A 21,509-nucleotide genomic window follows, 5' to 3' on the forward strand; every position below is an offset into this window, starting at 1 on the left:
CACGCGAAACAATGAAGATCCTCGCAATCGCAAATCAAAAGGGTGGAGTCGCCAAGACAACGACAGCGGTTAACCTGGCTGCCTTCCTTGGACACATGGGGAAGCAAGTCCTTCTCATCGATTTGGATCCTCAGGCTAACGCAACGTCAGGCCTTGGCATCGATAGGGATAAGGTTGAGAAAAGTATTTACAACGTCCTCATCGGTCAGGAATCCTTGGAATCCATCATTATCGAATCACCTACTTCCGGAGTGTCTGTTGCCGTTTCGACACTCGGGCTTGTCGGGGCCGAAGTTGAGCTCGTAAACACAGACCGCCGTGAGTTCAGATTAGCGGATGCAATTAATCAGAACGCATCTAGAAATAGATATGATTTAGTAATTATTGATACGCCTCCGTCGCTTGGTTTGCTGACCTTAAATGCTATGACAGCGGCTGACAGCGTCCTGATCCCGATGCAATGCGAGTACTACGCGCTGGAGGGACTGGCCCAGCTTTACAAGACCATTCAGCTGGTCCGGAAGAAGACGAATCCATCTTTGGCCATCGAAGGGCTACTTTTTGCGATGGTCGACATGCGCTCGAATTTGACTGTGCAGGTCATGGAAGAGGTCAAGAAATTTCTGAAGGACAAAGTTTATGAGACGGTCATCCCGCGGAACATCCGCCTGGCTGAAGCGCCGGGATTCGGGAAACCGATTCTCTCCTATGACCGGTCGTCGAAAGGCGCCGATGCTTATGAACGCCTGGCCAAAGAGTTTTTGGCGCGAAGCGCCCCGGCGCAGGTTTCGGAGGCGCCGGCACCCGCAGAATCCATTTCTCAACCTCAGGAGGTCGCCACACCATGAGATCCGCTCTCGGTAAAGGACTTGATGCGCTTATTTCCGAAGACACCGCCGCCAGCGTTGCCGCTGCGCTGCCCAAGCCCTCCGGGCCTGTCACGATCGCGATCGACAGAGTTCGTCCCAACGCGAAACAGCCGAGGCACACTTTTTCGTCGGACTCTTTGAACGAACTGAGCGCTTCCATTCAAGAGCGCGGCGTCCTTCAGCCCATCCTGGTGGCGCCGCTTCCGGATGGGAGTTATGAAATCATTGCCGGCGAGCGCCGCTGGCGAGCGGCTCAGAAGGCGGGACTGTCCGAAATCCCGGTGATTCTTCGAGGGGGAACGGAAACCGAGCGCTTTGAGATGGCTTTGATTGAAAATATCCAGCGCGAAGACCTCAACCCCATTGAACTGGCTTTAGGCTACCGGCGGCTGCAGGAAGAGTTCGGATTAACGCAGGAAGCCATCGCCAAAGCCGTGGGCAAAGACCGCGCGGTGGTGGCCAACACGCTTCGGCTTCTGAATCTTTCCGACGAAATTCAGCAGGTGCTTCAGGAGGGGAAAATCTCGGCCGGGCACGGCCGCGCGTTGGTCGCTCTGGAGGATATCGCGGCCCGTCAGGAACTTTTTCAGCGCATCATTTCAGAGGCGCTTCCGGTGCGCATCGTCGAGCAGGTGGTTCGCGTCAAAAAGCAAACACCCGCCTCCAAACAGAAACGGTCATCCGATGAGACGGCCAGACCTGTGGAAATCCGCGCGATTGAAGAAGAGCTTCAGCGCCTCTTCGGCCGCAAAGTGCATCTCCATGGGGATGCTTCTCATAAGGGATGGATTAAGTTAGAATTTTATTCACTCGATGATTTTGACGCGCTCATCGCCCTGCTTCGGAAAACGACCTCTTAACAACGTAGGGGTCGCCGGCTGGCGACCCTGTCATCGGCGGGCGCACAGCGGTGCGCCCCTACAATTCTTATTATCTTGTTGTTTATTTATTGCTTCGTTCATCTTCGCGCAAACGCCTGATTATCCCGTCACCGTTCTGAAGGTTCCCAATCCGAATGACTACACCCTTTTCGCTAACAGCGGCTGGGACGGCAATTGGTATGTCGGCTACAACACCTGTTGGATTAAGAAACTGCCGCCGGTCCCGTCCGGCCGGTACGTCCGAGCGTATGTCGGAGCCAGGCTGGGGCGGATGAAACTTTCGCCGGCCGGGAAAAAGCCATGGGAGCAGCAATCGCTTCCCGGGGAAATCTTTATGGCCATCAGCTCGACCGCCGCTTGGACTAAAAACCAGTATGTTCGCCTGACCGGGACCGAAGACATCCCTTCCGAAGGTGATCCGGAGAGCGCGATCGTTACCGCCGGGGAATCCCAGTGGTTCTGGGCGGAAGTACCGCTTAATCAGGTGAACCAGGCCGGAGAGAATTTTCTGGCGCTCTGGTCTCCGACGCCAGGATTTCTGTCCATCTCGTCGAGCCCGGTTTTGGCGGCGGCCTGGGGCGGGCGTGATATCGACAGCTGGGTGGATCATGCCGTGAAGGGGGAACCGTCGCATGGTCCTGGGAAGGCTTTGGCCACAGGTGTTTCGTATTTTCAGCCAGCGTTGGCGCTCAAACTCATTCCTGCTGGTGCGGCTCATCCGGTAAAGGTTCGGATGGTTTCGTGGCAGAATGGGACCGCTGACCATCCTTTCCCGATTGTCACCGCGGCGGTGGAGGGGGATTCGATCGAACGTGCCTGGGTCGAATTTTCCGTTGATCAGAAGAAATGGACAAAAATTGATCGGCCGTTATGGAAAGCGCCTTTTACTTTTTCGCTCAACCCGACGTCTCTGCCGAAAACCCGCCTGGCCTTGCGCGTGAAGGCCGCCAACATCTGGGAAGAAACAGACACCAGCACGCCTTTCCTCGTCGATGTTTCTAATAATCCCGAGACAAAACACTAATGAACCAGTAGTTATGCCGCCTGCCTCAGCAGCGTCTCGTTGATGACGGTCTGATAGCCGATGCCTCGCCGTTTCGCTTCAGCCCGAGCCCAAGCCAGAGCACCCGGATGTAGTTTGATGAATGTCGGCACGTACCGCTCCGCAGGAGCCTTGTGCAGGGGCCCGCGTCTGGGCGGGGGGTGCCCGAACGTTCGAATATACGCTGTTTTGAAGCGGGCGCGGTCTTGCGGCGACGAACGCCGGGCGCGCTTAAAATCTTCCGCCGTCCATTCCGGGATGTCGCTAAAATCAATCTTTTTCCTTTTGGACTGCCGCATACAATCTCCTTTCCTGGCGACTGGCAAAACGTACGCTGATCAAACGGATGTTGTCCCCTCGCAGAGTGTAGGCGACTGCCAGAATGCCGCGTTCGGAGCGTCCCATCACGTGCCGGCGGCGCTCCTCTTTGGAATGCGCCTGATCTTCCCGATAAAGAGCCCGGGGATCTCCGAAGACAACGGCCGCCTCCCGAAAAGAAACATTGTGTTTGGCGAGATTCAACGCCGCCTTGGCGTCATCCCACTCAAACCGCATAACCTAGTATATACCGTGTTATCATAAAAATCAACAGACCTCCTGTCTATTAGAGGGGATTCCGGACAAAATATTCGTTATGGTGGGGAGCGGGTTCTTAGTGGGAGGTAATCTCGAGCGTGCCTTCGTAGGGGACCCAATCCGTCCGGCCGCTTTCCGCGTCAATAGTGACACCAAACTCCGCGGTGCTCACGCGGCAAGTGTTGGTTGGGGTTTCAAACGCCGGGCGGGCTTCCGCCTCTTCCGGTTGCGTCAGGGTCGTGACGTGAAAGGTGCCTTTTTGAAGTTGAATGGAAAGCCGGTTTCCTTTTTTGGAATTTGACAGTCGGCTGTTCGGTTCCAGCACCACCCGATAATCCCCGCGCATAAATCCCCAGGCCATGCCGTTATCCCCTGTTGCCAGGCGCTCATTGGGCGCGAGTTCCGCGCCGATCACCGCCTTCCGGGCGATCCCGTCGGGTCTGAGGATGAATACCTCTCCTTCCACCAACGCCAGCCGGACCCATTTCCCGTAGATCAGCGGACGGGTATCGAGGGGGATATCCCGCGACCACCCGCGTTTGCTCAGGTCTTTCTTGTCTGTTGCCATGGCGGAGAGATCGATTTTCCCGGAGCCCAGTACCAGATGCGTTCGATTGGCTTCGTCGAGCGATAAATTAAATGTTGTCCCGCGCACGATCGCGATGGCCGATGTGGTATGGTATTCCACCAGTCGAAGAACATTCTTGACCGCGCTCGGACGATGGTCCACATGGATACTGCCGAAGATTAACTCGTACGTGGTTTCCGAAGCGCTTTGTTTCTTGAGTTGAAAGGAACTGTTCGGAACCATCAAAATATGGCCGCCATCCTCGAAAATCAGCAGAACGCGCCCGTCCGGCCCGGTCCGTAGCACTTCTCCGGGGAGCACCGGGGTGGTTTTGCTGATCGGGCTCCAGCGGGAACCGGTTTGTTTCTCGACCAGGCCGCTCATTTCGTAAGGAATTCCGAGAAAGTCTCCCTGAATGGCGCGCTCGGAGAGGCGCAGGCGTTCTTTGGTTCTGGAAAGCGCTTCCTTGTCCTTGGCCAGAGTCTCCGCCAGGCCTTTGTCGGTGGTCCGGTCTTTCGGCAGGGTTAACGTTGAGCGCAAATCATGGATCTGATCCAGGTGAGCCTGCAGAGCTTCTGTATCGTGTTCGGCCGCACGGTGTTCGAACGCTTGTTGTTCTCGAAAGGTCTTGAAAATCTGCTGGATATCCGGAAATTCATCCGCTTGGCACCACGCCGCGCTGAGAACGAAAGCAACCCCGAAGGAAAAAATGCGCTTCATGCTGTTATTGTAATAACTCGAAGATCCCTTGTGCCGGTTGCTTTCGATATAGTTGCGACAAGGGCACGGCAACTGACGGCAGTGCCCCAGCCAGGGATGATGATGCGCACGGTGATGCCCGCAAATGCAGAAGTTAACCATAAGTCAATAATATCATTAGACTTATGGATTATGTCCCATCACGTGATGCCAGTTTAGAATCTCTTTCATAGTGTTACAGGACATTTATCGGTTTGTGAGCCAGCGGGTGAAGGAGGAGCGGCTCCGCGCCGGGTTGACCCTTGAGCGGTTGGCCGAGGCATCGGACATTTCTCCATCTTTTTTGGCTTACATTGAGAAAGGCCGAAAAAAACCAAGCCTGCAAACTTTATGGAAGATTTCCCAGGCCCTTGATCTGTCTTTGGGGCGGTTGCTCGATTTGCCGTCGAAAACACCCGCCCCGGCCCGCTCCGCCTCCAAACAATTTGATTTTCTTCTGCGCGACAAATCCACCCCGCAGAAAAAAAAGCTCCTCCGCGCGCTGCATACCCTACTGAAGCATTCCGGCTAGAACTTCTTTCGAAACAAGATCCCCTGCCGGGTTTCCCGGGCAGGGGATTCAAGAACATTGTCATCCCCGAGGGGGATGACGACTGTATAGTTATCGTAGTAACTTGGGCATCCCTTCAAAACAGTCGCCTCGCCCCTTCGAGTACTTCCTCCTCGGGAAATGAATATTTTGTCGACATCTTCATCTAAGTGTTGAAGGTCAAGAATGAACAGGAGGTTAATTTCGATGATTGTGATTAGAGCCTTGGAGAATGGAATGTGGGTAATCGATGTGACGGTTCGGAAAAGCCGGACCCAATTCATCCGAAGGGGGAAAGTATGTCGCGTTTAAAGAGTAATAGAGGGCAGGGATTGGTGGAATACGTGCTGGTTCTCGTTCTGATGGCGTTGTTAGCCATTGGGTCGCTGAAGTTTCTGGGGCAGAAAACGCACAACGCCTTTGCTCAAGCCGGTCAAGCACTGAATACCCAGATGGATTACAGCAAAAGCATGGCGCAGGAAAAAGGAGAAGTCGGTGACTAATCGTCCACGACGCCGGGTTCTGCGGTGGGCATCGATGGTCGTATGGCTGATCGTACAGGGCAAGATCACCTTCGCGCGTCAAGAGGCCATTGCTCAGGCGGCTTCGAAACCCTTGATTCAAATAGGGGTTGAGGTGGTGGAAGTCGATGAGCAAAAAACCCATAAGCTGGGGATCCAATGGTTGAGTCAGCTGCATGTTGAAGAGGCGAGCGTGCCGAGCCTGTTATCGGTCGGCACGCTCACGCGAGGCAAGGTATTTGCTGATTTACAGATGATGTTTGAGCACGGCACAGCTGATTTGCTGGCCAATCCAAAGCTCGTCACGCGTGACGGTACCACCGCCACATTCCATTCAGGAGGCGAACTGCCTTATGCTGTTTCTGGATCGCTGGGAACTTCTACTGTGGAATTCAAACCCTACGGGGTTGATTTAAAGATTGCTCCGCATCTGGACGAAAGTGGCCGGATCGCTTTGTCCATTCATGCCGAGGTCAGCAGCCCGGACAATCAAAACAGCGTGACCTTATCAGGAAATGTCGTTCCGGGGATCCGCTCCCGGCAGGTGTCTTCGCAGATCACGCTGGAGCAAGGGGCAACCTTGACTTTGGCCGGGCTGATCCAGACGGATAAGGAATCGACCCGAAAAGGGATTCCGGGCCTCATGCATATCCCGCTTTTGGGATACCTCTTCAGCTGCAAGGTGGATACCTATCGGCGCACGTCGATTGTGGTGTTTGTCACGCCTACCGTTCTGCAAGAGGGTCAATTTCACACCGCTCCCGTGGCTCCGTTGCCGGTGGAGGCGGGGGAAGCAGGAAATTTATGAAATTTATGAAACCCGGACATTCTCTTAACGGAAAAAGAGGACAGAGTCTTATTGAGATGGCCCTATTGTTGCCGGTCGTATTTTTAACTTTTGTACTGATGTTGCAGCTTCTCTGGTTGATTCGCGTTAAACTGGTCTTTCAACTCTCCGCTTCGCAACTCGCTCACACCGTGGCGGTCGGGCGTTATGTTCAAGCTAAAGCCATTGCTGAACTGGCGTGGCAATTCCGTAACGAAATCCGACAGACACAGGGGATTCCGAGTACTCCGAAGCTGACAATCTTCAGGATGGGTCGACTGCCTTCTTATCCATTCCCCAGTGTCGGTTCCTGGTCAGGGGAAGGAAAGATTGCCTCCGTAAACCTTTCCTTCCATGTATTCCCAAAATGGTTTCTGAGGAGTGGCCTGCCTTCCCCGAAAGTGATTGGGTACGCTGAACTCCCTTTTGAGCCGGAGATCCCCGTCTATGAAGAGTGAACGCGGGCAGATTTTATTGCCGGGGCTGGCGGTTTTCCTGACCCTGCTTTCGTTATTTTTTGCGCTGATTGTTTACGCCAGGAAAACGCTCATGCAAGCGCGTCTAGCGATGGCTGCTGAAGCAACAGCCCTGAGCGCCGCCCGAGCCCAAGCAGAGATGTTGAACAAGTTTTCATCATATAACGATGGGCTAAATTTAATTGTTTTCCCGAAATACAAAAATTATGCTGCACCTCAAATCGCGGCAAAGAATAGTTTGATCACAGGCAGTTACGTGCAATACTACCGACAACTCCCTCAATTCAATAGCTTCCCCAAAAAGGTTGGGAGATGGGTCGCCAAACAGAACGGATGCGATCAGCCGGCCAGAACATTGCCGGTCATGTCCCACCTGCAGTTGCAGGATCTCGAAGTGATCTGGCTGGATAAATATATACCGGTCAATCTGAAACCGGAAACAGTGGAACATGTCTATTACGCGCGTTTGTGGGGTGTTGGGAAACGCAAGGCTCAACCTCCGCATCAAACCCATTGGATGGTTTCAAAAAACGGGCAGAAAGCGACCGCCAGCGCGCGCGTTTATCTGGATGCCGCTTGTCGGGGCAGCCTGTGTAACGGTGGTTTCCCAAGCGTGGATGACCAGAAGTGGTGGGAAGATGCACAACTCCAGTCTTTTTTCCCGCAATTCAACGGTCTGCTGCTCGAAAAAACTCCACTTTATGTCAAAAAACTGCTCGCGTTATCGTAGGAGAGGGCAAAATGGTCAAGCGCTCGTTGAATGGGCGCTTCTGCTGTGGCTGTTTCTGGCGCTTTTTTCAGCGATTTATGGTTTCAGCCAGTGGTTTGCGATCCGAATGCAGCTCATCCAGGCGGCAAAAGAAGGAGCCCGGCTTTACAGCTCCGGACGTATTGAGATCCCGCAAGTCAAACGGCTTGTTCAGCGGGCGTTGTTAAGGGGGTCGCCTCCTTTGCGCGTTCCCTTACAGGATATTCGTGTGGGATCCAGTCGTGACAGCCAGGAAAAGTTCATGCAATTGGACAAAGTCATCATTCGTTACAAACCCAAACAGATTTGGCTGAAAGTTCTGCGTTCGACAATGGAGGAATCATGCGTGATCAAACATGCGCCGCCTTATGGTTATCCCGGTGTTCTCGGCTATGGACCGCCGGTGCGTTGGGGAAAAATCCACACTTGATTCGGTGGATGCTTCTAGGGAGCATCGGGTTGGTCGGTGCTGTTGTGCTTTGGAAGTCGTGGGCTGGTGTCGACAATGCTGAACAGGAGTCGGCTGAAACTGTGCCGGTGATTGTTGCCGATCGGTTTCTGCCGGCGTATTCCCCGCTTAAAAATAAGGGCTTGGTCATTCGAAACTTCCCGGCCCATTTCGTTCCTCCAGGGGCTTTTCGATCCTTCTCTGAGTTGGCCGGCGAAAACGGCCAGCCTCGCTTCGCGAGTGTGGCCGGCCTCCCTGAGGGGCAACCCCTCACCAGAGCGTTGGTAATGGATTTAAGCCAGAACCGAGGTCTCTCTTCCATTCTGGGTCCCGGCCGCGTGGCTGTTTCCTTTGCAGCGGATCGTATACAGGGGGTCGGCGGTTGGATTCAGCCGGGGGATCACATCGCTATCTATAAGGTTTTTCATCACTCTGACGCTGCTCTCCAAGCCAAACGGGCGACTGAGCTTCTTTTTTCTGCGGCGGAAGTGGTGGCGGTGGATCATCACCGAGTGGGCGCTGTCGTTCCGGAAACAAAGGACGATGCTGCTGAAGGCGATATGAACATTATTACGGTGTCCATGAACCCGGTGCAGGCGGGCGCTTTGCTTGAAGCCCGCACGCAGGGATCTTTGACGGTGGCGCTGCGGGCGCTGGGGGATGATGCCCCTATAGAGGTGGGACATGAATAGAGTGATTACCGCCTGGTCTTTCCAGCCGGCGTCCGGGAAGACGACCTTGGTCCAGGCGGTCGCTGCCGAACTTTCCCGAAATTCCCCAGTATTGCTGATTCAAATTAGTTCCGATTCGAAAAAAGAACATGCACCCTCTCCCGCCCTTGCGGCGAGAGAAGGGGAAATTGCGTTCTGGGTCCGGACATTCAAACCATTGGGATCCCAGATGGTTCGGAACCATTTTCTTCAAGACGGGCGATCGCTGGCGGAACTGGAGTTGGCTGCTTTTCCTCCTTTGGAGTTGTGGAAGGATTTATTGGCCATGGTTCGAAACGCTTTTAGCTGGGTTTTTGTCGATAGCCCGGCCGGAACGGAAGCCGGCCATCTGGCCCTTTTGGATCAGTCTGATTTGTTGCTTTGGGTCGCGAAGCCGAACACGGATGTCGAGCATCAGTTGAGTGAGCGGTTGGACGCTTTAGCTTCGAAACATTATCCCATGGCTTTTTCACGTGTAGTATTGAACCGTCTTCCATTTCGTCGGTTGTCCGATTCTTTTTCCGCGCTGGCGGGCGTTCCCATTCTGGAGCGGATCCCGGAAGATAAGGGAGCGGATTTTCGCCAAAGGGTGCGTTGTCTGGCGATGCATCTTCAATCGGACAACCTTTATCTTCCGAAAGAAACGCCTTCAAATGATCCGCTGGTTGCCGACGCTGCTGTCCGGGAGTTGAAGGACCGTGTCCAGCCTCAGCTTTTGAAAGCGTTACAGCAAAAAATCGCGACTGAGAATAATGCCGCTGCTTCCGTTGAAATGGCCCAAAAGACCGTCGAATCCTGTCTGGCGGACGATGACACGATTTCTTCTTCGCGGCAGGAGAGGGGACAGATCTTTCAGCGCGTGATGGACGAAGTCCTTGGTTTGGGGCCGCTGGAGCCTTTGCTGAAAGACCCCGGGGTCTCTGAGGTGATGGTCAATGGACCGCAGAAAATATTTGTGGAGATAAAAGGCCGTCTCCATGAAACAGGCATCCGTTTTTCCGATGAAAAACAGCTGCGGATTATTATTGACCGCATTGTCGCACCCATCGGCCGGCGCGTGGATGAGAGCATGCCGTTGTGCGACGCGCGTCTGGCGGACGGGTCGCGAGTCAATATCATCCTGCCGCCCCTGGCGCTGGACGGTCCGACCATTACGATCCGGAAGTTTTCCGCACGGGCCTTGAGCCTGGATGATTTAACGGCTCTCGGCTCCCTGAGTCCGACGATGGCTGATTTCTTGAGCCGCAGCGTGGCCGGCCGGAAAAACGTGGTGGTCTCCGGAGGCACAGGCAGCGGCAAAACAACCCTGCTGAATGCTTTGTCCTCAGCCATACCGGACGATGAACGTATCGTGACCATCGAGGATGCGGCTGAGCTGCGGCTCCAGAAACCGCACGTGGTCCGTCTGGAAAGCCGTCCTCCAAACACGGAAGGAGAAGGTTCCATCCCGATCCGTCGCCTGGTGATCAATGCCCTGCGCATGCGGCCGGACCGCATCGTGGTTGGAGAATGCCGCGGCGGAGAGGCCCTCGACATGCTTCAGGCGATGAATACCGGTCATGACGGGTCTCTAACCACCGTGCACGCCAACTCGCCGCGCGATGCCCTGGGACGGCTGGAGACGCTGGTCCTGATGGCCGGGATGGACTTGCCCATCCGCGTGGTGCGAGAACAGATTCGCAGCGCGGTTCATCTAATTGTTCAGCAAGCGCGCTTAAGCGACGGTTCGCGGAAAATCGTTTCAATTACGGAAGTGACCGGCATGGAAGGGGATCGCCTGACGACACAGGAGCTTTTCCGTTTTCATCAGGATCGTTTTGAGACAACCGGCTTAGTGGCAACGTTCCTGCAGGAGATACGGCGATGACCCCGGTAAAATCGCTTTGGCTGGCCCGCGCGGTAGCTGGTGCTGGAGCAGCAGGCCTCATTCTGATGATTACCGGTTCGGCGGTGCTGGCCGGGACTTTTGGAATTCTGGGATATTGGGCGCCTTGGATTATGCGTCGTCAACAGAAACAACGGGATCGGCGTTTGCTCGCGCGGCAGCTGCGTTTAGCCTTGCAGACGTTGACGCACGCGTTGCAGGTCGGCGCCAGTTTTCAGCAGGCGTTGGAGCGTGCCGCACGGGAAGGTGAACCGCCTCTGGCCCTCCATTGGAGCGAACTGCTTCACTCCCTTCAGGTTGGAAAACCGCTAACGTCAGCGCTTCAAGAGTTGCCCTCGCGCGTTCCTATTCAGGAGATCCGCTGGTTTGTGGCGGCGGTCTGTATTACGCAGCAGACGGGCGGGTCGCTGGCCGAAGTCCTGGAGACTTTGGCGGCCACCCTTCAGGAACGTCAGACGCTCTTTGAGAAAGTGGCAGCCCTGACCGCTCAAGGTAAAGCGTCCGGTTATCTGTTAAGCGTTTTGCCATTCCTGTTGATGGCAGCGCTCTACCTGATGGCTCCGGAACTGATTGTTCCGGCGATGCATACGTTAGCCGGTCAGATCTTGGTCGCTGTTGTCGTCGGGCTGGTGACGGCGGGGAGCCTCATAATTCAGCGGATCGTAACGATCCATGTGGAGTGATATGGTTTTTTCGTTGGCGGGTCTGGATGTCTCTTTTCGCGAATGGAACCGGCGGCGCCGGCTTTTCCCGGCCATCGCATCAGCCTTGCCGGAAGCGATCGATCTTCTGGCGCTGGTGATGCGGGCCGGACTGGATTTTCAGGTGGCGCTGCAGCAGTATCTGATCTGGGGGCCTCCGGGTCCGTTGCGGGATGAACTGGTTCTTGTTCAGCGAGAGATTCAGACCGGTTCGTCCCGGACAGAGGCTTTGCGCAACCTCCTGAAGCGCGTCCCGGAGGCTGGCCTCCGGGAAACGGTGCAAGCGATTGTGCAGGGGATAGAGATGGGGACCAGTCTTTCTCCGCTTCTTCGGCAGCAGGCGCAATCGCTTCGCCAACAGCGGGGCTTCCAGGCGGAAAAGAAAGCGGCCGTTGCCCCGCTAAAATTAATGTTCCCTCTTTTTGTATTTATCTTTCCAACTCTCTTGCTTGTGCTGTTTGGCCCGATGGCGATTTCCCTGATTCAAGGGAAGGGACTTCCATGAAAACAACGCATGCCTGCTCTGTTTCTGTTCTGTTGGTGATTGGTTTATTGGCCAGCCAATGGTTTTTCTGGAAAGCGGCTCTCGAAGCGCAGGAGCGCCTCGGTCTGCGGCGCCTGCAAAAAGCGTTTACCCAGTTAGTGGAGCGGGCTTGTCTTACGCAGGATGATCTGTTGGTCCAGCAAATTTTGAAGGCTCTTTCAGGCGCCCAGGGTCTCGCTTATGCCGCTTTGCTGGATGATCATCAAGGCGTACTCGCTCATACCGATCCTTCCCAACTGGGAGCGCGCTTAAACTTGTCCACAAGAAAAAGGAACCAGATCCGAATGGTGTCCACGGTTTCGCTTTCAAACACCTCATCGATTCAAGGACAGCTTTTGATCGTGTATTCAAATCCCCAACGCCGTCAATGGCTGAAACGCGGAGCTCTTTTGTTATCAGGAATGGTTGTTTTTCTAGGGGGTCTTACCTATTGGCAGTTCTGGCGATTCAATCGCGATCTGCAAGGCAGGGAAAAACGAATTCGGGATTTGGAAGAGACCCTCGCGGATCTTCAGGGGCAGGCCCAGCATGCGCAGCATCAAGCCCGGCAGATGGAGCTAACCTGGCAGCACTATCTTTCCAGTGCGCTCAAGCGTATTCCGGTTTCTCTGCTTCTTTTGGATAATCATCAGCGGCTTGTCGCCCGGAGTCCGGCGGCGTCTTCCTCCATTGCTCCGGGGTGTTCCTGGCATGAGATGCCCTTCCTGTCGAATGCCGGAGCTTCCCTTGAGAAATCTCTCCAATCCCCCGGCCAAGTCTTCGAGGTATCCTCTCCGGAACATGGCCGAATCCAACTGGAGACCTTTCATGTTAATGAGGAAACCTGCACCTGGGTTACCTTGCTTTAATCCCTACCACTTTTTGGTTTTGTCGAGGAGGTAGACCGTTACTTCGCGGTGGTTGTAGCGTTTTTCTTCCTTGGCGTCTTTGACGGCGAGATCGATTCGCATGCCTTTGATGGCGCTGCCGGTGTCCGCGGCAAACGCGTAACCATATCCCGGGATGTAGAGGCGCGTGCCCAGGGGAATCACCGCCGGGTCCACCGCCACCAGTCCCCTCTGCAGTTTGTATCCCATCCGCGTTTCATCACCCGGAACCATCGGGTCCCCGATGTAGTATCCCGTCGCCAGCATTTTAAGGGTTCTGACTTTCAGTAAGTCGTATTTCTTGAATGGGAACCCCGAGTCATTAAAAAGGGTAAGCGTGAAAAAAGGGTGATGCTGCGTTATTTTCTTGACGAGTTTCCGGCTGACTTCCTTGCCATCGTAATAGGTCATACGCCAGATCTCAAGCCGTCCGAACGCTTCGCCTTTTTGCGCCAGGGCGCGCCGGAGGTTCGCGCGCGTGCGGGTTTGCCAGCGAATGGTCGGCGGAAGGTTCTTCACATATTTTTCCAGGGTCGTCTTCACCCGGGTGATTTTGACGGGCATGTTGCGCGTGAGCCGCGTGTTGAGAGGAGGGGATATCAGATCCGCCTTTCCTAAAGTAATCTTTTGCTCTTTCAGCAGATCAGCCAGAGTATTCTGGTGGGTATAAATTTTCCGGGTGGATCCGTCCGCCGTCAATATCACGCTGGGGGTCCGCCACCAGTAAAGGCCGCTGGCAAAGGGGAATAAAACAAGCGCCGCGCTGATGATCAGCAGGAAATAACGGTGCCGTTTTCGGGGTCCCGTGGTTATCGGAGGTTCTATCGGAGGTTCGACAGGAGGAACGGATTCGAAGTCAGAACTCATGCGGGAGGGAGCCGGAAGAGCTGCCGGGCGTTCTGTGTGGTCCGGTGAGCCACCTCATCCATTGTTTTGTGTTTCACGGTTCCCACGGTTTCGGCGATTACTGGGATGTTGGCCGGTTCGTTGCGCTGGCCCCGCAGCGCCTGGGGCGGGAGGTATGGGGCGTCTGTTTCAAGCACGAGGCGCTCCAGCGGCATACGCAGCACGATCTGCTGAAGCGCTTTGGCGGATGGATACGTGACCGGCGCGTCAATTCCAAGGAGAAAACCGTGTGCCATATAGGTCTGTGCCTCCGCCCAGGTGCCGGAGAAGCAATGAATGACGCCGGCGGGGCGGGGACATTCAATAGCCGTTGAGGTCCCCGGGAAAAATTCCTGGATGGCCGCTTGGATATCCGTATTAGCTCCTTCTCCCGGCCTTGTGCCGGGAGAAGGTTGGGATGAGGGCACGTCTCTGCCCTCACCCTTTCCCTCTCCCACCTTCGGCGGGAGAGGGGGGTTGACGTTTGGACGCTGGCCTTCCCTGCAGTGGATCACCACAGGCTTGTCGAGATCTTTGGCCAGCTCCAGTTGCTTCCGGAAAAGAAAAGCCTGTTCGTCCCGGGTGTTGCGCATCCGGAAGTAATCCAGCCCGAACTCTCCGATCGCCACGGCTTTCGGGTGTTGGAGAAGATTGCGGAACCGTTTTTCCAGCTCAGACCATTCCTTTGCGCCGTATTGGTGAGCGTAGTGGGGATGAATTCCTAAACTGACATAGACCGACGGGTATTGATCCGCCAGGGCGATGGCCGCATCCCAGATGTCCGGCGATTCGGCGATTTCAATCAGGGTGGTGACGCGGACCGCCAGGGCCCGTTCCATCACCGCTTCGCGGTCCGGGCCAAACTGGGAATCTGCCAGATGGAGGTGCGTGTCAGTAAACATCAGCCACCAGCCCCGTTATTTTCTTGGGAATAAGGGTGTTCCGCGTTGAATCGATTGACCCGCTGAAATATCGACCGCCTCCGGGCGGTTGAAAAACTCCCGGCTGCGGACGATCAAATCATCCGTCTGCCCGAGCTGGCCCCAGATCGTCTGGGCGGTTTGCGGCATGAAGGGCCAGAGGTAAAAAACCAGGACCTTCACGCTGAGAACCACTTCCCGTAGGACCGCTTCCGTTTCCAGCAACGAGGTCTTGGCGAGTTTCCAGGGGGCTTTCGCTTCGATAAAACGGTTGACCCGGTCTACGGCGGTGAGGAGGGTGGCCAGCGCTTGATGGAATTGAAGATGTTCCATCTGCATATCAATGGGTTTGAGATCGGCGAGCAGCGCCTCGGTCAGGGCGCGCCCGGAGCGTCCCGGCACTTTGCCGCCGCAATATTTCTCGACCATCGTCAAGGCCCGGCTGACTAAATTCCCCAGATCATTGGCCAGGGCGGCGTTGTAAGCCATCCGCAAGTTATCGGCTGAGAAATCCCCGTCCTGCCCGAAGGGAAAAGCGGACAGCAGCAGGTAGCGCGTGCCGTCGACCCCATAGGATTGAATGAGGTCCGCCGGCCGGATTACGTTGCCAAGGCTTTTGGACATTTTCTGGCCATCCACGGTAAAAAACCCGTGGGCAAAAACAACTTTCGGCAGTTTCAGCCCCGCGGCCATCAGCAGCGCCGGCCAGACCACGGCGTGAAACCACAGAATGTCCTTGGCCATCAGATGAAGATCCGCCGGCCACCACTGCTCGACGCGCCGGGCGTCATCGGGATAGCCGGTGGCGGTCAGGTAATTGAGGAGCGCATCCACCCAGACATACGTGGTCTGGGAGCGGTCCCAGGGAAGCGGAATGCCCCAGTTGAGCGTGGCGCGGGAGATGCTCACATCGTTGATCTCCTGCTTCAGTTTCCCGATCACTTCGTTGCGCCGCTCGCGGGGGAAAATCTTGAAATGCTGGGGATGGTCTTCCTGAGTGATTGCAGCCAGCAGATCCTCGCGATATTGCGATAAACGAAAGAAATAGTTGGTCTCGGACTGGACTTCCGGGGGGATCCGGTGGTCCGGGCACAGCCCGTCGACCAGCTCGTCGTCCGTGTAAAACCGCTCGCACTGCACGCAGTATTTCCCCTGATAGCGGCCCTGGTAGATGACGCCCTTTTCCCAGAGGGTTTTCATGAACGCCTGCACGCGCCGCTGATGCTCGGCGGAGGTGGTGCGGATGAACGCGTCATTGGAAATAGCCAGAGCCTTCCAGCACTCCTGAAACTGAGCGGAGATCTCATCGCAATACTGCTGGGGCTCTTTGTTGTGGGCCGCGGCGGCCTGGGCGATTTTCGTGCCGTGTTCATCGGTCCCGGTGAGGAAGAAAACTTCGTCATCATGCAGCCGGTGCCAGCGCGCCAGCACATCGGCCGCAATCGTGGTGTAGGCGTGCCCGATATGGGGAACGTCATTCACGTAATAAATGGGGGTGGTTATAAAGAAGCGGTTCATGGTCGACGGGATAATTGTAACAACAGATTTTCGAAAACCAATCCGGGCTGGACGTTTTGACGCAGCTGCGTCAGCGCAGACTGCAGGAGCTGTACGGAACGGCCGGCGTCCGGTTGGCCTCCCCGCAGTTCCCGGACGGCCGGGACGAGGAGGGCGGAGATGCGCTGCTCGATGTCCGTCCGGGTGGGCCGCGCGGTGCGGCCGCGCCCTTCCAGCGCCCGGATCAGTTCCATGGGCCGTTGTCCCGGGATCGTTTGCCAGAGGGCTTCCGCTTCCTGGACCGCTTGAATATGTTCTTCGCGGTTCATGTGGAGGGCGCGCCCGGGGGAGCCGAGCGCCAGCTCGATCAGTTTCATGTGAGACTCTTCCGGAATCCCCTTCCGGCCCAAAATCTGCCGCATTTCATCGTCGGTCAGTGGGCGGAACCGCACCGGCTGGCAGCGGGAAACCAGCGTGGGGAACAGCCGGTCCCGGAACGGAGTCATCAGAAAAATGGCGGTCCGTGCCGGCGGTTCTTCCAGAACTTTTAAAAGAACATTCGCCGCATCCGGAGTCAGCCGGTGAGCTCCATCGATGATGGATACTTTCCAGCTCCCTTCCACAACCGATTGAAGCAGGCGCCGGCGTTCGGTAAGGATCGTTTCGATTCGAAGAGTTTGTTGTTTGGCCAGGTCCTCTTTGCGTTCCAGGGCCTGCCATGGCAGATCAATCACGCGCACGTCCGGGTGCTGACCGGCATCAATTTTATGGGTAGAGCCGTTCAGGACTTTGGCGACTTCCAGCGCTAGAGTCCTCTTGCCAGTCCCTTCCGGTCCGTAAAAAAGGAGGGGATGCGTGGTTTCTTTCGCAAGCCATTGGCGGCAGAGGTCCACCGCCAGAGGCTGTCCGATAATCGATTCTAGCGGCTTAGCCATAAAAAGCGGTCCACGGCTTCCCGGATCAGCCGTTGGGTTTCGTTCAAATCGGATTGCTGGCGGATCATCCGGAACCGCCGGGGTTCTTGCCGGGCTTGCCGCAGATAGGCGGCCCGGACGCGTTTGTGAAATGCCAGTCCCGCGCGTTCCAGGCGGTCATTCCCATTTTTCTTCTTCGCCGCCAGCCGGAGACCCCGTTCCGCCGGCACGTCCAGCAGAATGGTCAAATGGGGCGCGAGTTTTTGGGAGGCGATCGTATTCAGCGTCCGGATCACCCGTTTATCCAGGCCGCGCCCATCTCCCTGATACGCCAGAGTCGAATCGGTATAACGATCGCACAGGACGATGTCGCCTCGTTTGAGCGCGGGCAGAAGTGTCTCTTCCACATGCTGGGCCCGATCGGCTTCATAAAGGAAGAGCTCCGCCAGGGAAGAAAGCCCCTCCCCGGTTTCCAGAAGGACCTTCCTCAAAACGTTGGCCAGGGCGGTGCCGCCGGGTTCCCGTGTCACCCGGACGCGGAACCTCCGCTTTTTTAAATAGCCGGCCAGCAGCTGAATATGGGTTGATTTTCCGCTGCCTTCCGGTCCTTCGAATGTGATCAGCGTGCCTTTTCTCATGGTTCGATTCCGCTATGCTCCACTCCCCATAGCCCTGAGCTACGTCGAAGGGCATCGGTTTAGCCATTATACTTGAATCGTTTGAGCGAGAGATGAATGAGCGATGATGTAACAATGTGATTGATATAATGATTTAAAATGGTCGTCATCCCCGAATGTCTCTGTCGGGGATCCATCATTGATGTTTAGATCCCCCGCCAGAAGCCGCGGGGGATGACGGAGAAACATGAAACGATCCTTTCCGTGCATCACTTTCTTTTTCATGAGCGCGCTGGTTTTGCTGCTGGGAGGGTGTACCCCTCCGGCTTCAAAGGTCACCAAGGTTTCTGTGGCCGCTTCCGCTGTTCCCGCCCGCCGCCCCGCGCGCACCGTTTTGATTTTTGTCCCTCAAACGGATGACAACGCGGCGTCCTGGTTTCAATGGTTTGACCGGTATCCCCGCTTGCGGATGGTGGTTGCCGTCTCGCCCCGTTTCGTCCGTCTGGCCAAAGATCCGGTTTTGAAAAATAGAGTGCTCGGGCTGGAACGGGCCGGACGTCTCGAGCTGGCGCTGCAATTGTCGAATGCCCCTTTCCTTCCATTAATTATCGACAGCCAATCGGCGAAAGACGCACTTCCGGCCGGGGCTGTCTTGCCGGAACCCCCTTACGCGAATCCGGATGACGTGATCCAGATCGTCGCCCGCGCCAAGGCCGCTTTTTTCCGTCAATGGAACGGATTGCCGCATGGACTCGTCCTGCCTTATGGGGCCGCCAGCCCTCAACTCCTCCGTCTTTTTGACCGGCTTGGTTTTACCTGGATCGCGGCCTCCCTGGGAGCTCCACGGGTAGACGGTCCTTATCAGAGCGGATCGGTTTCAGTCTGGGACGGGACGCCGTCCGGATCGAAAGCCGGGTCCTTTGTGCGCGTATGGGATGAGCGGAGCAGGGATGGAAAAGCGGGAGCGGCCACACTCGTTTCCTGGTTGCAGGAAATAGAGAAAGACCATCTCGAAGCGATTCTCCCGTCGGATGCCGGGCTTCAGGCATTTCCCTTTCCGAAAGAAGATCAATGGTCCCGCCGCAGCTGGGCGACATCCGATTGGTCCCCGTGGATTGGGAGTCCGGTCAAAAACGCGGCCTGGGGATGGTTGCGGCGGACACGGGAGGCGCTGGAAGCCTACAAGAATTCGGGCCAGGCTTCCATCAATCACCTGGACACGGCCTTCGAGGAATTTTATACCGCGGAAAATGCCAACTTCTTTTCCGGGATCGGAGATCCCGCGAACCCCTCCACGATTTCCGAAGAACGCGAGCGTGAGTTTAAGGCCACCCTGGGGGCTTGTTACCGGGGGATCGGCCAGACCCCTCCCGATGATCTTTTCAGCGTCTCGGCCGACCGCCTCGTCGAGTTGCCGTCTTCCTCCACGACCGTCCGGTCGGAGATCCTGTCAGATGGCCTGGAGCATGTCGAGATGACGGATGCTCCGGGAGACAGCCACGGCAACGGGACTCTGCCGGACCTCCCGGAAATCTCCAGCGGGACCCTGGATCTTCGCTCGCTGGATGTCAGGGCTTCCAGCCAAACCGTGGACTGGACCGTCACGTTCAGCAGCCCGAGTGCGGCGCTCATCGATATTTACGTGGATTTAAACGGCCAGTCGAATGTGGGAACGATCGCTTTTTTGACGGGCCGAAAAGCCGAGGCAACCGCCTCCAACGCCTGGGAGTATGCCATTTGTCTGGCGGCTTCTCAGGCCACGCTGTACCGCACCCGAAGCGCGGGAGGCTATGAGTGGATCGGGACTTATCCCGCGTTGCGCAACGGTGTTCACGTATCGATCAGCCTGCCGCGCGCCTCCATGCGGGGCAGTCCAGCGCGATGGAGCTGTCAGGTTCTGGTGATGGCGCCTGACCCACGCTCGCCGGCTGAGAGCGTGCCTCAACCATTGGATAAGACATCGGACGGCAGTCGCCTGCCTCCCATTTACGATTTGCTGGACCCCCTGGAAGTCAATCAAACGGAGTTGTTGAATGATATTGAAAGCGGCAAGCGAAACGGCATCCCGTTCGTCCGGTTGCGCGCGACGAGTCGTTAAGGAGAGTCTTTATGAAAAAGTTTAACCGAAAGGTCGCCACAGCTTATGGATTATTGACCCTTCTGCTGGTCGTGCTGGTAGGGGGATTTCGTTCAGGGCGGTTGCTGTATGCCGGCCATGGGTTTCATCTGGCGGCTTATGAGGCGCCGGCTGCGGGGCCTGTCGCTCAGGTGCATCCGGAGGTTCTGAACCTGCAGACTTCTTTCTCCAATGTGGCGGAACTCGTCAAGCCCGCGGTGGTCAGTATCTCGACGATTCACATCGAGCAGGTGACGGAGGCCCCTCAGTTCTTCTTCGGGGATCCCATGGAGCAGTTTTTTGATCAATTTTTTGGCAACGGGGAAAATGGAGGGATGCCTCCTAATAGGCAGCGCCTGCCGATGCGCCAGCGCCAGTACAAGATGGAAGGAGTCGGTTCCGGCGTGATCATTGATCCTCAGGGATTAGTCCTGACGAACGAGCATGTGGTGCGCAACGCGGACCAGATCAAAGTTTTAATGTACGACCAGGACGGGAATAAGACCGAATACAAAGCCACCGTGGTCGGCAAAGACGCCCGCACGGATCTGGCGGTGATCCGCGTTCATGCGGGGCACAAACTTCCCGCCGCTTCCCTGGGCGATTCCGATCAAGTCAAAGTGGGGGACTGGGCCATCGCGATCGGGTCTCCCTTCGGGCTGTCTCAAACCGTGACGGTCGGGGTGATCTCGGCGGCGCGACAATCCCTGGCGATTGAAGATCGCGAGTACCGCAACCTGATTCAAACCGATGCCGCCATTAATCGCGGTAACTCGGGAGGCCCTTTGTTGAATATCCGGGGCGAAGTCGTGGGCATTAACACGGCCATTTACGCGCCCACCGGCGTGTTTGCCGGGATCGGTTTTGCCGTTCCCGTTAATCAAGCCAAAGCCATTCTTCAGGATCTGGTGAAAAAAGGTCATGTGGTGCGCGGATGGCTGGGCGTGGAGCTGGCCCCTGAAATGACCCCAGCCATTACACGGCAGTTCGGATTGCCCGACAAAACGGGAGCGCTGGTCAACGGTGTGTTGCCAGATTCACCGGCGGCCAAAGCCGGGCTGAAGCGCGGGGACGTTATTCGGTTCTTCAACGGGAAACCGGTGGAATCTTCCGCCAAGTTGCAGACGATGGTGGCCGACATGTCGCCCAAACGATCGATCCCGCTTGAGATTATCCGGGATCGCAAAAAAATGACGTTAACCCTTGTCCTGGGGGAGCGCCCGGAGTCCGCCGACACCCGCGAACGTGGAACCCCAAGGCCTTCCGGCAAAAAAGAGAGTAAAAAGAACCAGAAAGATTGGGAAGGTGCTCACGTCATCGCTTTGTCTCCTGATCTGGCGGAAAATTTCCGTCAACCTCGGGATGCGGAAGGGGTTCTGGTCACGGATGTTGACAGCGGGAGCCTGGCGGAAGAACTGGGCTTAGTCGCCGGGGATGTCATTCGGGCGGTGAATCAAATGCCGACACCGGATGTCAGTCATTTCTCGAGCGCGGTATCGAAGGTGGATTTTTCGGAAGGGGTCGTGCTGGACATCCTCCGGCAGGGCCGTTCGATCTATTTGAGTTATATGAAGGGGCAATAGCCACAGCCGTCATCCCCGAATGACCCTG

The 21,509-nt window shown here is 56.1% G+C and carries 24 protein-coding genes; 16 read left to right on the forward strand and 8 right to left on the reverse strand.

Translation table 11 applies throughout. From position 1 onward, the window contains the following. The first annotated feature begins 11 nt into the window (after window positions 1-11). Genes WC859_06080 through WC859_06090 form a run of 3 tightly spaced genes read left to right on the forward strand, consistent with a single transcriptional unit; the run spans window position 12 to window position 2,774 of the window. A complete protein-coding gene (locus WC859_06080; GenBank protein ID MFA5975721.1) occupies window positions 12-848 on the forward strand; it encodes an AAA family ATPase in 837 nt (278 codons plus the stop codon). Then, complete coding sequence (locus WC859_06085) at window positions 845-1,729, forward strand: ParB/RepB/Spo0J family partition protein (protein ID MFA5975722.1); 885 nt, start codon at window positions 845-847, stop codon at window positions 1,727-1,729. Before WC859_06080 ends, WC859_06085 begins: the two co-directional genes overlap by 4 nt. Next, window positions 1,689-2,774 carry a hypothetical protein gene (locus WC859_06090; GenBank protein ID MFA5975723.1) on the forward strand — a complete coding sequence of 362 codons (1,086 nt, stop codon included), beginning with the start codon at window positions 1,689-1,691 and terminating at the stop codon, window positions 2,772-2,774. The genes WC859_06085 and WC859_06090 overlap by 41 nt, the downstream gene beginning before the upstream one ends. An 11-nt stretch (window positions 2,775-2,785) precedes the next feature. Here the strand turns inward: WC859_06090 and WC859_06095 are convergent, their stop codons facing one another. The 3 genes from WC859_06095 to WC859_06105 form a co-directional block, all read right to left on the reverse strand. Next, window positions 2,786-3,091, reverse strand: coding sequence for a BrnA antitoxin family protein (locus tag WC859_06095; GenBank protein ID MFA5975724.1), 306 nt, complete (start codon window positions 3,089-3,091; stop codon window positions 2,786-2,788). After that, a complete protein-coding gene (locus WC859_06100) occupies window positions 3,063-3,347 on the reverse strand; it encodes a BrnT family toxin (protein MFA5975725.1) in 285 nt (94 codons plus the stop codon). The genes WC859_06095 and WC859_06100 overlap by 29 nt, the downstream gene beginning before the upstream one ends. Before the next feature lie 97 nt (window positions 3,348-3,444). Beyond that, window positions 3,445-4,656: a FecR domain-containing protein gene (locus WC859_06105; GenBank protein ID MFA5975726.1), complete on the reverse strand. Its 1,212-nt coding sequence runs from the start codon at window positions 4,654-4,656 to the stop codon at window positions 3,445-3,447. Between the two features lie 235 nt (window positions 4,657-4,891). On the opposite strand from WC859_06105, the gene WC859_06110 reads away from it, so the two are divergent. The 11 genes from WC859_06110 to WC859_06160 all read left to right on the forward strand — a co-directional run bounded on the left by WC859_06110 (window position 4,892) and on the right by WC859_06160 (window position 12,931). Beyond that, window positions 4,892-5,206 carry a helix-turn-helix transcriptional regulator gene (locus WC859_06110; GenBank protein MFA5975727.1) on the forward strand — a complete coding sequence of 105 codons (315 nt, stop codon included), beginning with the start codon at window positions 4,892-4,894 and terminating at the stop codon, window positions 5,204-5,206. Between the two features lie 317 nt (window positions 5,207-5,523). Next, window positions 5,524-5,727 carry a Flp family type IVb pilin gene (locus WC859_06115; protein ID MFA5975728.1) on the forward strand — a complete coding sequence of 68 codons (204 nt, stop codon included), beginning with the start codon at window positions 5,524-5,526 and terminating at the stop codon, window positions 5,725-5,727. Then, window positions 5,720-6,553, forward strand: a complete 834-nt coding sequence (locus tag WC859_06120) for a type II and III secretion system protein (protein MFA5975729.1) — start codon at window positions 5,720-5,722, stop codon at window positions 6,551-6,553. Before WC859_06115 ends, WC859_06120 begins: the two co-directional genes overlap by 8 nt. Further along, window positions 6,550-7,029 (forward strand): TadE family protein, encoded by a 480-nt coding sequence (locus WC859_06125; GenBank protein ID MFA5975730.1) that lies wholly within the window; start codon window positions 6,550-6,552, stop codon window positions 7,027-7,029. The genes WC859_06120 and WC859_06125 overlap by 4 nt, the downstream gene beginning before the upstream one ends. Window positions 7,030-7,045: 16 nt before the next feature. Further along, window positions 7,046-7,777, forward strand: coding sequence for a hypothetical protein (locus WC859_06130; GenBank protein MFA5975731.1), 732 nt, complete (start codon window positions 7,046-7,048; stop codon window positions 7,775-7,777). After that, window positions 7,749-8,225 carry a TadE/TadG family type IV pilus assembly protein gene (locus WC859_06135; protein MFA5975732.1) on the forward strand — a complete coding sequence of 159 codons (477 nt, stop codon included), beginning with the start codon at window positions 7,749-7,751 and terminating at the stop codon, window positions 8,223-8,225. Before WC859_06130 ends, WC859_06135 begins: the two co-directional genes overlap by 29 nt. Further along, the gene (cpaB, locus tag WC859_06140) at window positions 8,222-8,935 is read left to right on the forward strand and encodes a Flp pilus assembly protein CpaB (GenBank protein ID MFA5975733.1); all 714 of its coding nucleotides are present in this window, start codon (window positions 8,222-8,224) and stop codon (window positions 8,933-8,935) included. Before WC859_06135 ends, cpaB begins: the two co-directional genes overlap by 4 nt. After that, window positions 8,928-10,820, forward strand: a complete 1,893-nt coding sequence (locus WC859_06145) for a CpaF family protein (protein ID MFA5975734.1) — start codon at window positions 8,928-8,930, stop codon at window positions 10,818-10,820. The genes cpaB and WC859_06145 overlap by 8 nt, the downstream gene beginning before the upstream one ends. Further along, the gene (locus WC859_06150) at window positions 10,817-11,521 is read left to right on the forward strand and encodes a type II secretion system F family protein (protein MFA5975735.1); all 705 of its coding nucleotides are present in this window, start codon (window positions 10,817-10,819) and stop codon (window positions 11,519-11,521) included. Before WC859_06145 ends, WC859_06150 begins: the two co-directional genes overlap by 4 nt. 1 nt (window position 11,522) lies before the next feature. Continuing rightward, window positions 11,523-12,044, forward strand: a complete 522-nt coding sequence (locus tag WC859_06155) for a type II secretion system F family protein (protein ID MFA5975736.1) — start codon at window positions 11,523-11,525, stop codon at window positions 12,042-12,044. Then, window positions 12,041-12,931 carry a hypothetical protein gene (locus WC859_06160; GenBank protein MFA5975737.1) on the forward strand — a complete coding sequence of 297 codons (891 nt, stop codon included), beginning with the start codon at window positions 12,041-12,043 and terminating at the stop codon, window positions 12,929-12,931. Before WC859_06155 ends, WC859_06160 begins: the two co-directional genes overlap by 4 nt. A gap of 3 nt (window positions 12,932-12,934) precedes the next feature. Here WC859_06160 and WC859_06165 read toward each other — a convergent pair whose 3' ends face one another. Genes WC859_06165 through tmk form a run of 5 tightly spaced genes read right to left on the reverse strand, consistent with a single transcriptional unit; the run spans window position 12,935 to window position 17,803 of the window. Next, complete coding sequence (locus WC859_06165; GenBank protein ID MFA5975738.1) at window positions 12,935-13,816, reverse strand: 3D domain-containing protein; 882 nt, start codon at window positions 13,814-13,816, stop codon at window positions 12,935-12,937. After that, window positions 13,813-14,736 (reverse strand): TatD family hydrolase, encoded by a 924-nt coding sequence (locus tag WC859_06170; GenBank protein ID MFA5975739.1) that lies wholly within the window; start codon window positions 14,734-14,736, stop codon window positions 13,813-13,815. The genes WC859_06165 and WC859_06170 overlap by 4 nt, the downstream gene beginning before the upstream one ends. Window positions 14,737-14,751: 15 nt before the next feature. Further along, the gene (metG, locus tag WC859_06175) at window positions 14,752-16,272 is read right to left on the reverse strand and encodes a methionine--tRNA ligase (protein ID MFA5975740.1); all 1,521 of its coding nucleotides are present in this window, start codon (window positions 16,270-16,272) and stop codon (window positions 14,752-14,754) included. Next, complete coding sequence (locus WC859_06180) at window positions 16,269-17,186, reverse strand: AAA family ATPase (GenBank protein MFA5975741.1); 918 nt, start codon at window positions 17,184-17,186, stop codon at window positions 16,269-16,271. The genes metG and WC859_06180 overlap by 4 nt, the downstream gene beginning before the upstream one ends. Then, a complete protein-coding gene (tmk, locus tag WC859_06185) occupies window positions 17,171-17,803 on the reverse strand; it encodes a dTMP kinase (protein ID MFA5975742.1) in 633 nt (210 codons plus the stop codon). The genes WC859_06180 and tmk overlap by 16 nt, the downstream gene beginning before the upstream one ends. A 226-nt stretch (window positions 17,804-18,029) precedes the next feature. Between tmk and WC859_06190 the strand changes: the two genes are divergently transcribed. After that, the gene (locus tag WC859_06190; protein ID MFA5975743.1) at window positions 18,030-19,880 is read left to right on the forward strand and encodes a glucodextranase DOMON-like domain-containing protein; all 1,851 of its coding nucleotides are present in this window, start codon (window positions 18,030-18,032) and stop codon (window positions 19,878-19,880) included. Window positions 19,881-19,891: 11 nt separating this feature from the next. Continuing rightward, complete coding sequence (locus WC859_06195) at window positions 19,892-21,481, forward strand: Do family serine endopeptidase (protein MFA5975744.1); 1,590 nt, start codon at window positions 19,892-19,894, stop codon at window positions 21,479-21,481. Window positions 21,482-21,509 lie beyond the last annotated feature (28 nt).

Source organism: Elusimicrobiota bacterium (assembly GCA_041660185.1).
Taxonomy (GTDB): Bacteria; Elusimicrobiota; Elusimicrobia; order 2-01-FULL-59-12; family 2-01-FULL-59-12; genus JBAZWU01.

Bases quoted from the DNA above. Each gene is read 5' to 3' on its own strand.
- WC859_06080 (MFA5975721.1), top strand. From the start codon at position 12: ATGAAGATCCTCGCAATCGCAAATCAAAAGGGTGGAGTCGCCAAGACA.
- WC859_06085 (MFA5975722.1), top strand. From the start codon at position 845: ATGAGATCCGCTCTCGGTAAAGGACTTGATGCGCTTATTTCCGAAGAC.
- WC859_06095 (MFA5975724.1), bottom strand. From the start codon at position 3,091: ATGCGGCAGTCCAAAAGGAAAAAGATTGATTTTAGCGACATCCCGGAA.
- WC859_06100 (MFA5975725.1), bottom strand. From the start codon at position 3,347: ATGCGGTTTGAGTGGGATGACGCCAAGGCGGCGTTGAATCTCGCCAAA.
- WC859_06105 (MFA5975726.1), bottom strand. From the start codon at position 4,656: ATGAAGCGCATTTTTTCCTTCGGGGTTGCTTTCGTTCTCAGCGCGGCG.
- WC859_06115 (MFA5975728.1), top strand. From the start codon at position 5,524: ATGTCGCGTTTAAAGAGTAATAGAGGGCAGGGATTGGTGGAATACGTG.
- WC859_06125 (MFA5975730.1), top strand. From the start codon at position 6,550: ATGAAATTTATGAAACCCGGACATTCTCTTAACGGAAAAAGAGGACAG.
- WC859_06135 (MFA5975732.1), top strand. From the start codon at position 7,749: ATGTCAAAAAACTGCTCGCGTTATCGTAGGAGAGGGCAAAATGGTCAA.
- WC859_06145 (MFA5975734.1), top strand. From the start codon at position 8,928: ATGAATAGAGTGATTACCGCCTGGTCTTTCCAGCCGGCGTCCGGGAAG.
- WC859_06150 (MFA5975735.1), top strand. From the start codon at position 10,817: ATGACCCCGGTAAAATCGCTTTGGCTGGCCCGCGCGGTAGCTGGTGCT.
- WC859_06155 (MFA5975736.1), top strand. From the start codon at position 11,523: ATGGTTTTTTCGTTGGCGGGTCTGGATGTCTCTTTTCGCGAATGGAAC.
- WC859_06160 (MFA5975737.1), top strand. From the start codon at position 12,041: ATGAAAACAACGCATGCCTGCTCTGTTTCTGTTCTGTTGGTGATTGGT.
- WC859_06165 (MFA5975738.1), bottom strand. From the start codon at position 13,816: ATGAGTTCTGACTTCGAATCCGTTCCTCCTGTCGAACCTCCGATAGAA.
- WC859_06170 (MFA5975739.1), bottom strand. From the start codon at position 14,736: ATGTTTACTGACACGCACCTCCATCTGGCAGATTCCCAGTTTGGCCCG.
- metG (MFA5975740.1), bottom strand. From the start codon at position 16,272: ATGAACCGCTTCTTTATAACCACCCCCATTTATTACGTGAATGACGTT.
- WC859_06180 (MFA5975741.1), bottom strand. From the start codon at position 17,186: ATGGCTAAGCCGCTAGAATCGATTATCGGACAGCCTCTGGCGGTGGAC.
- tmk (MFA5975742.1), bottom strand. From the start codon at position 17,803: ATGAGAAAAGGCACGCTGATCACATTCGAAGGACCGGAAGGCAGCGGA.
- WC859_06190 (MFA5975743.1), top strand. From the start codon at position 18,030: ATGAAACGATCCTTTCCGTGCATCACTTTCTTTTTCATGAGCGCGCTG.
- WC859_06195 (MFA5975744.1), top strand. From the start codon at position 19,892: ATGAAAAAGTTTAACCGAAAGGTCGCCACAGCTTATGGATTATTGACC.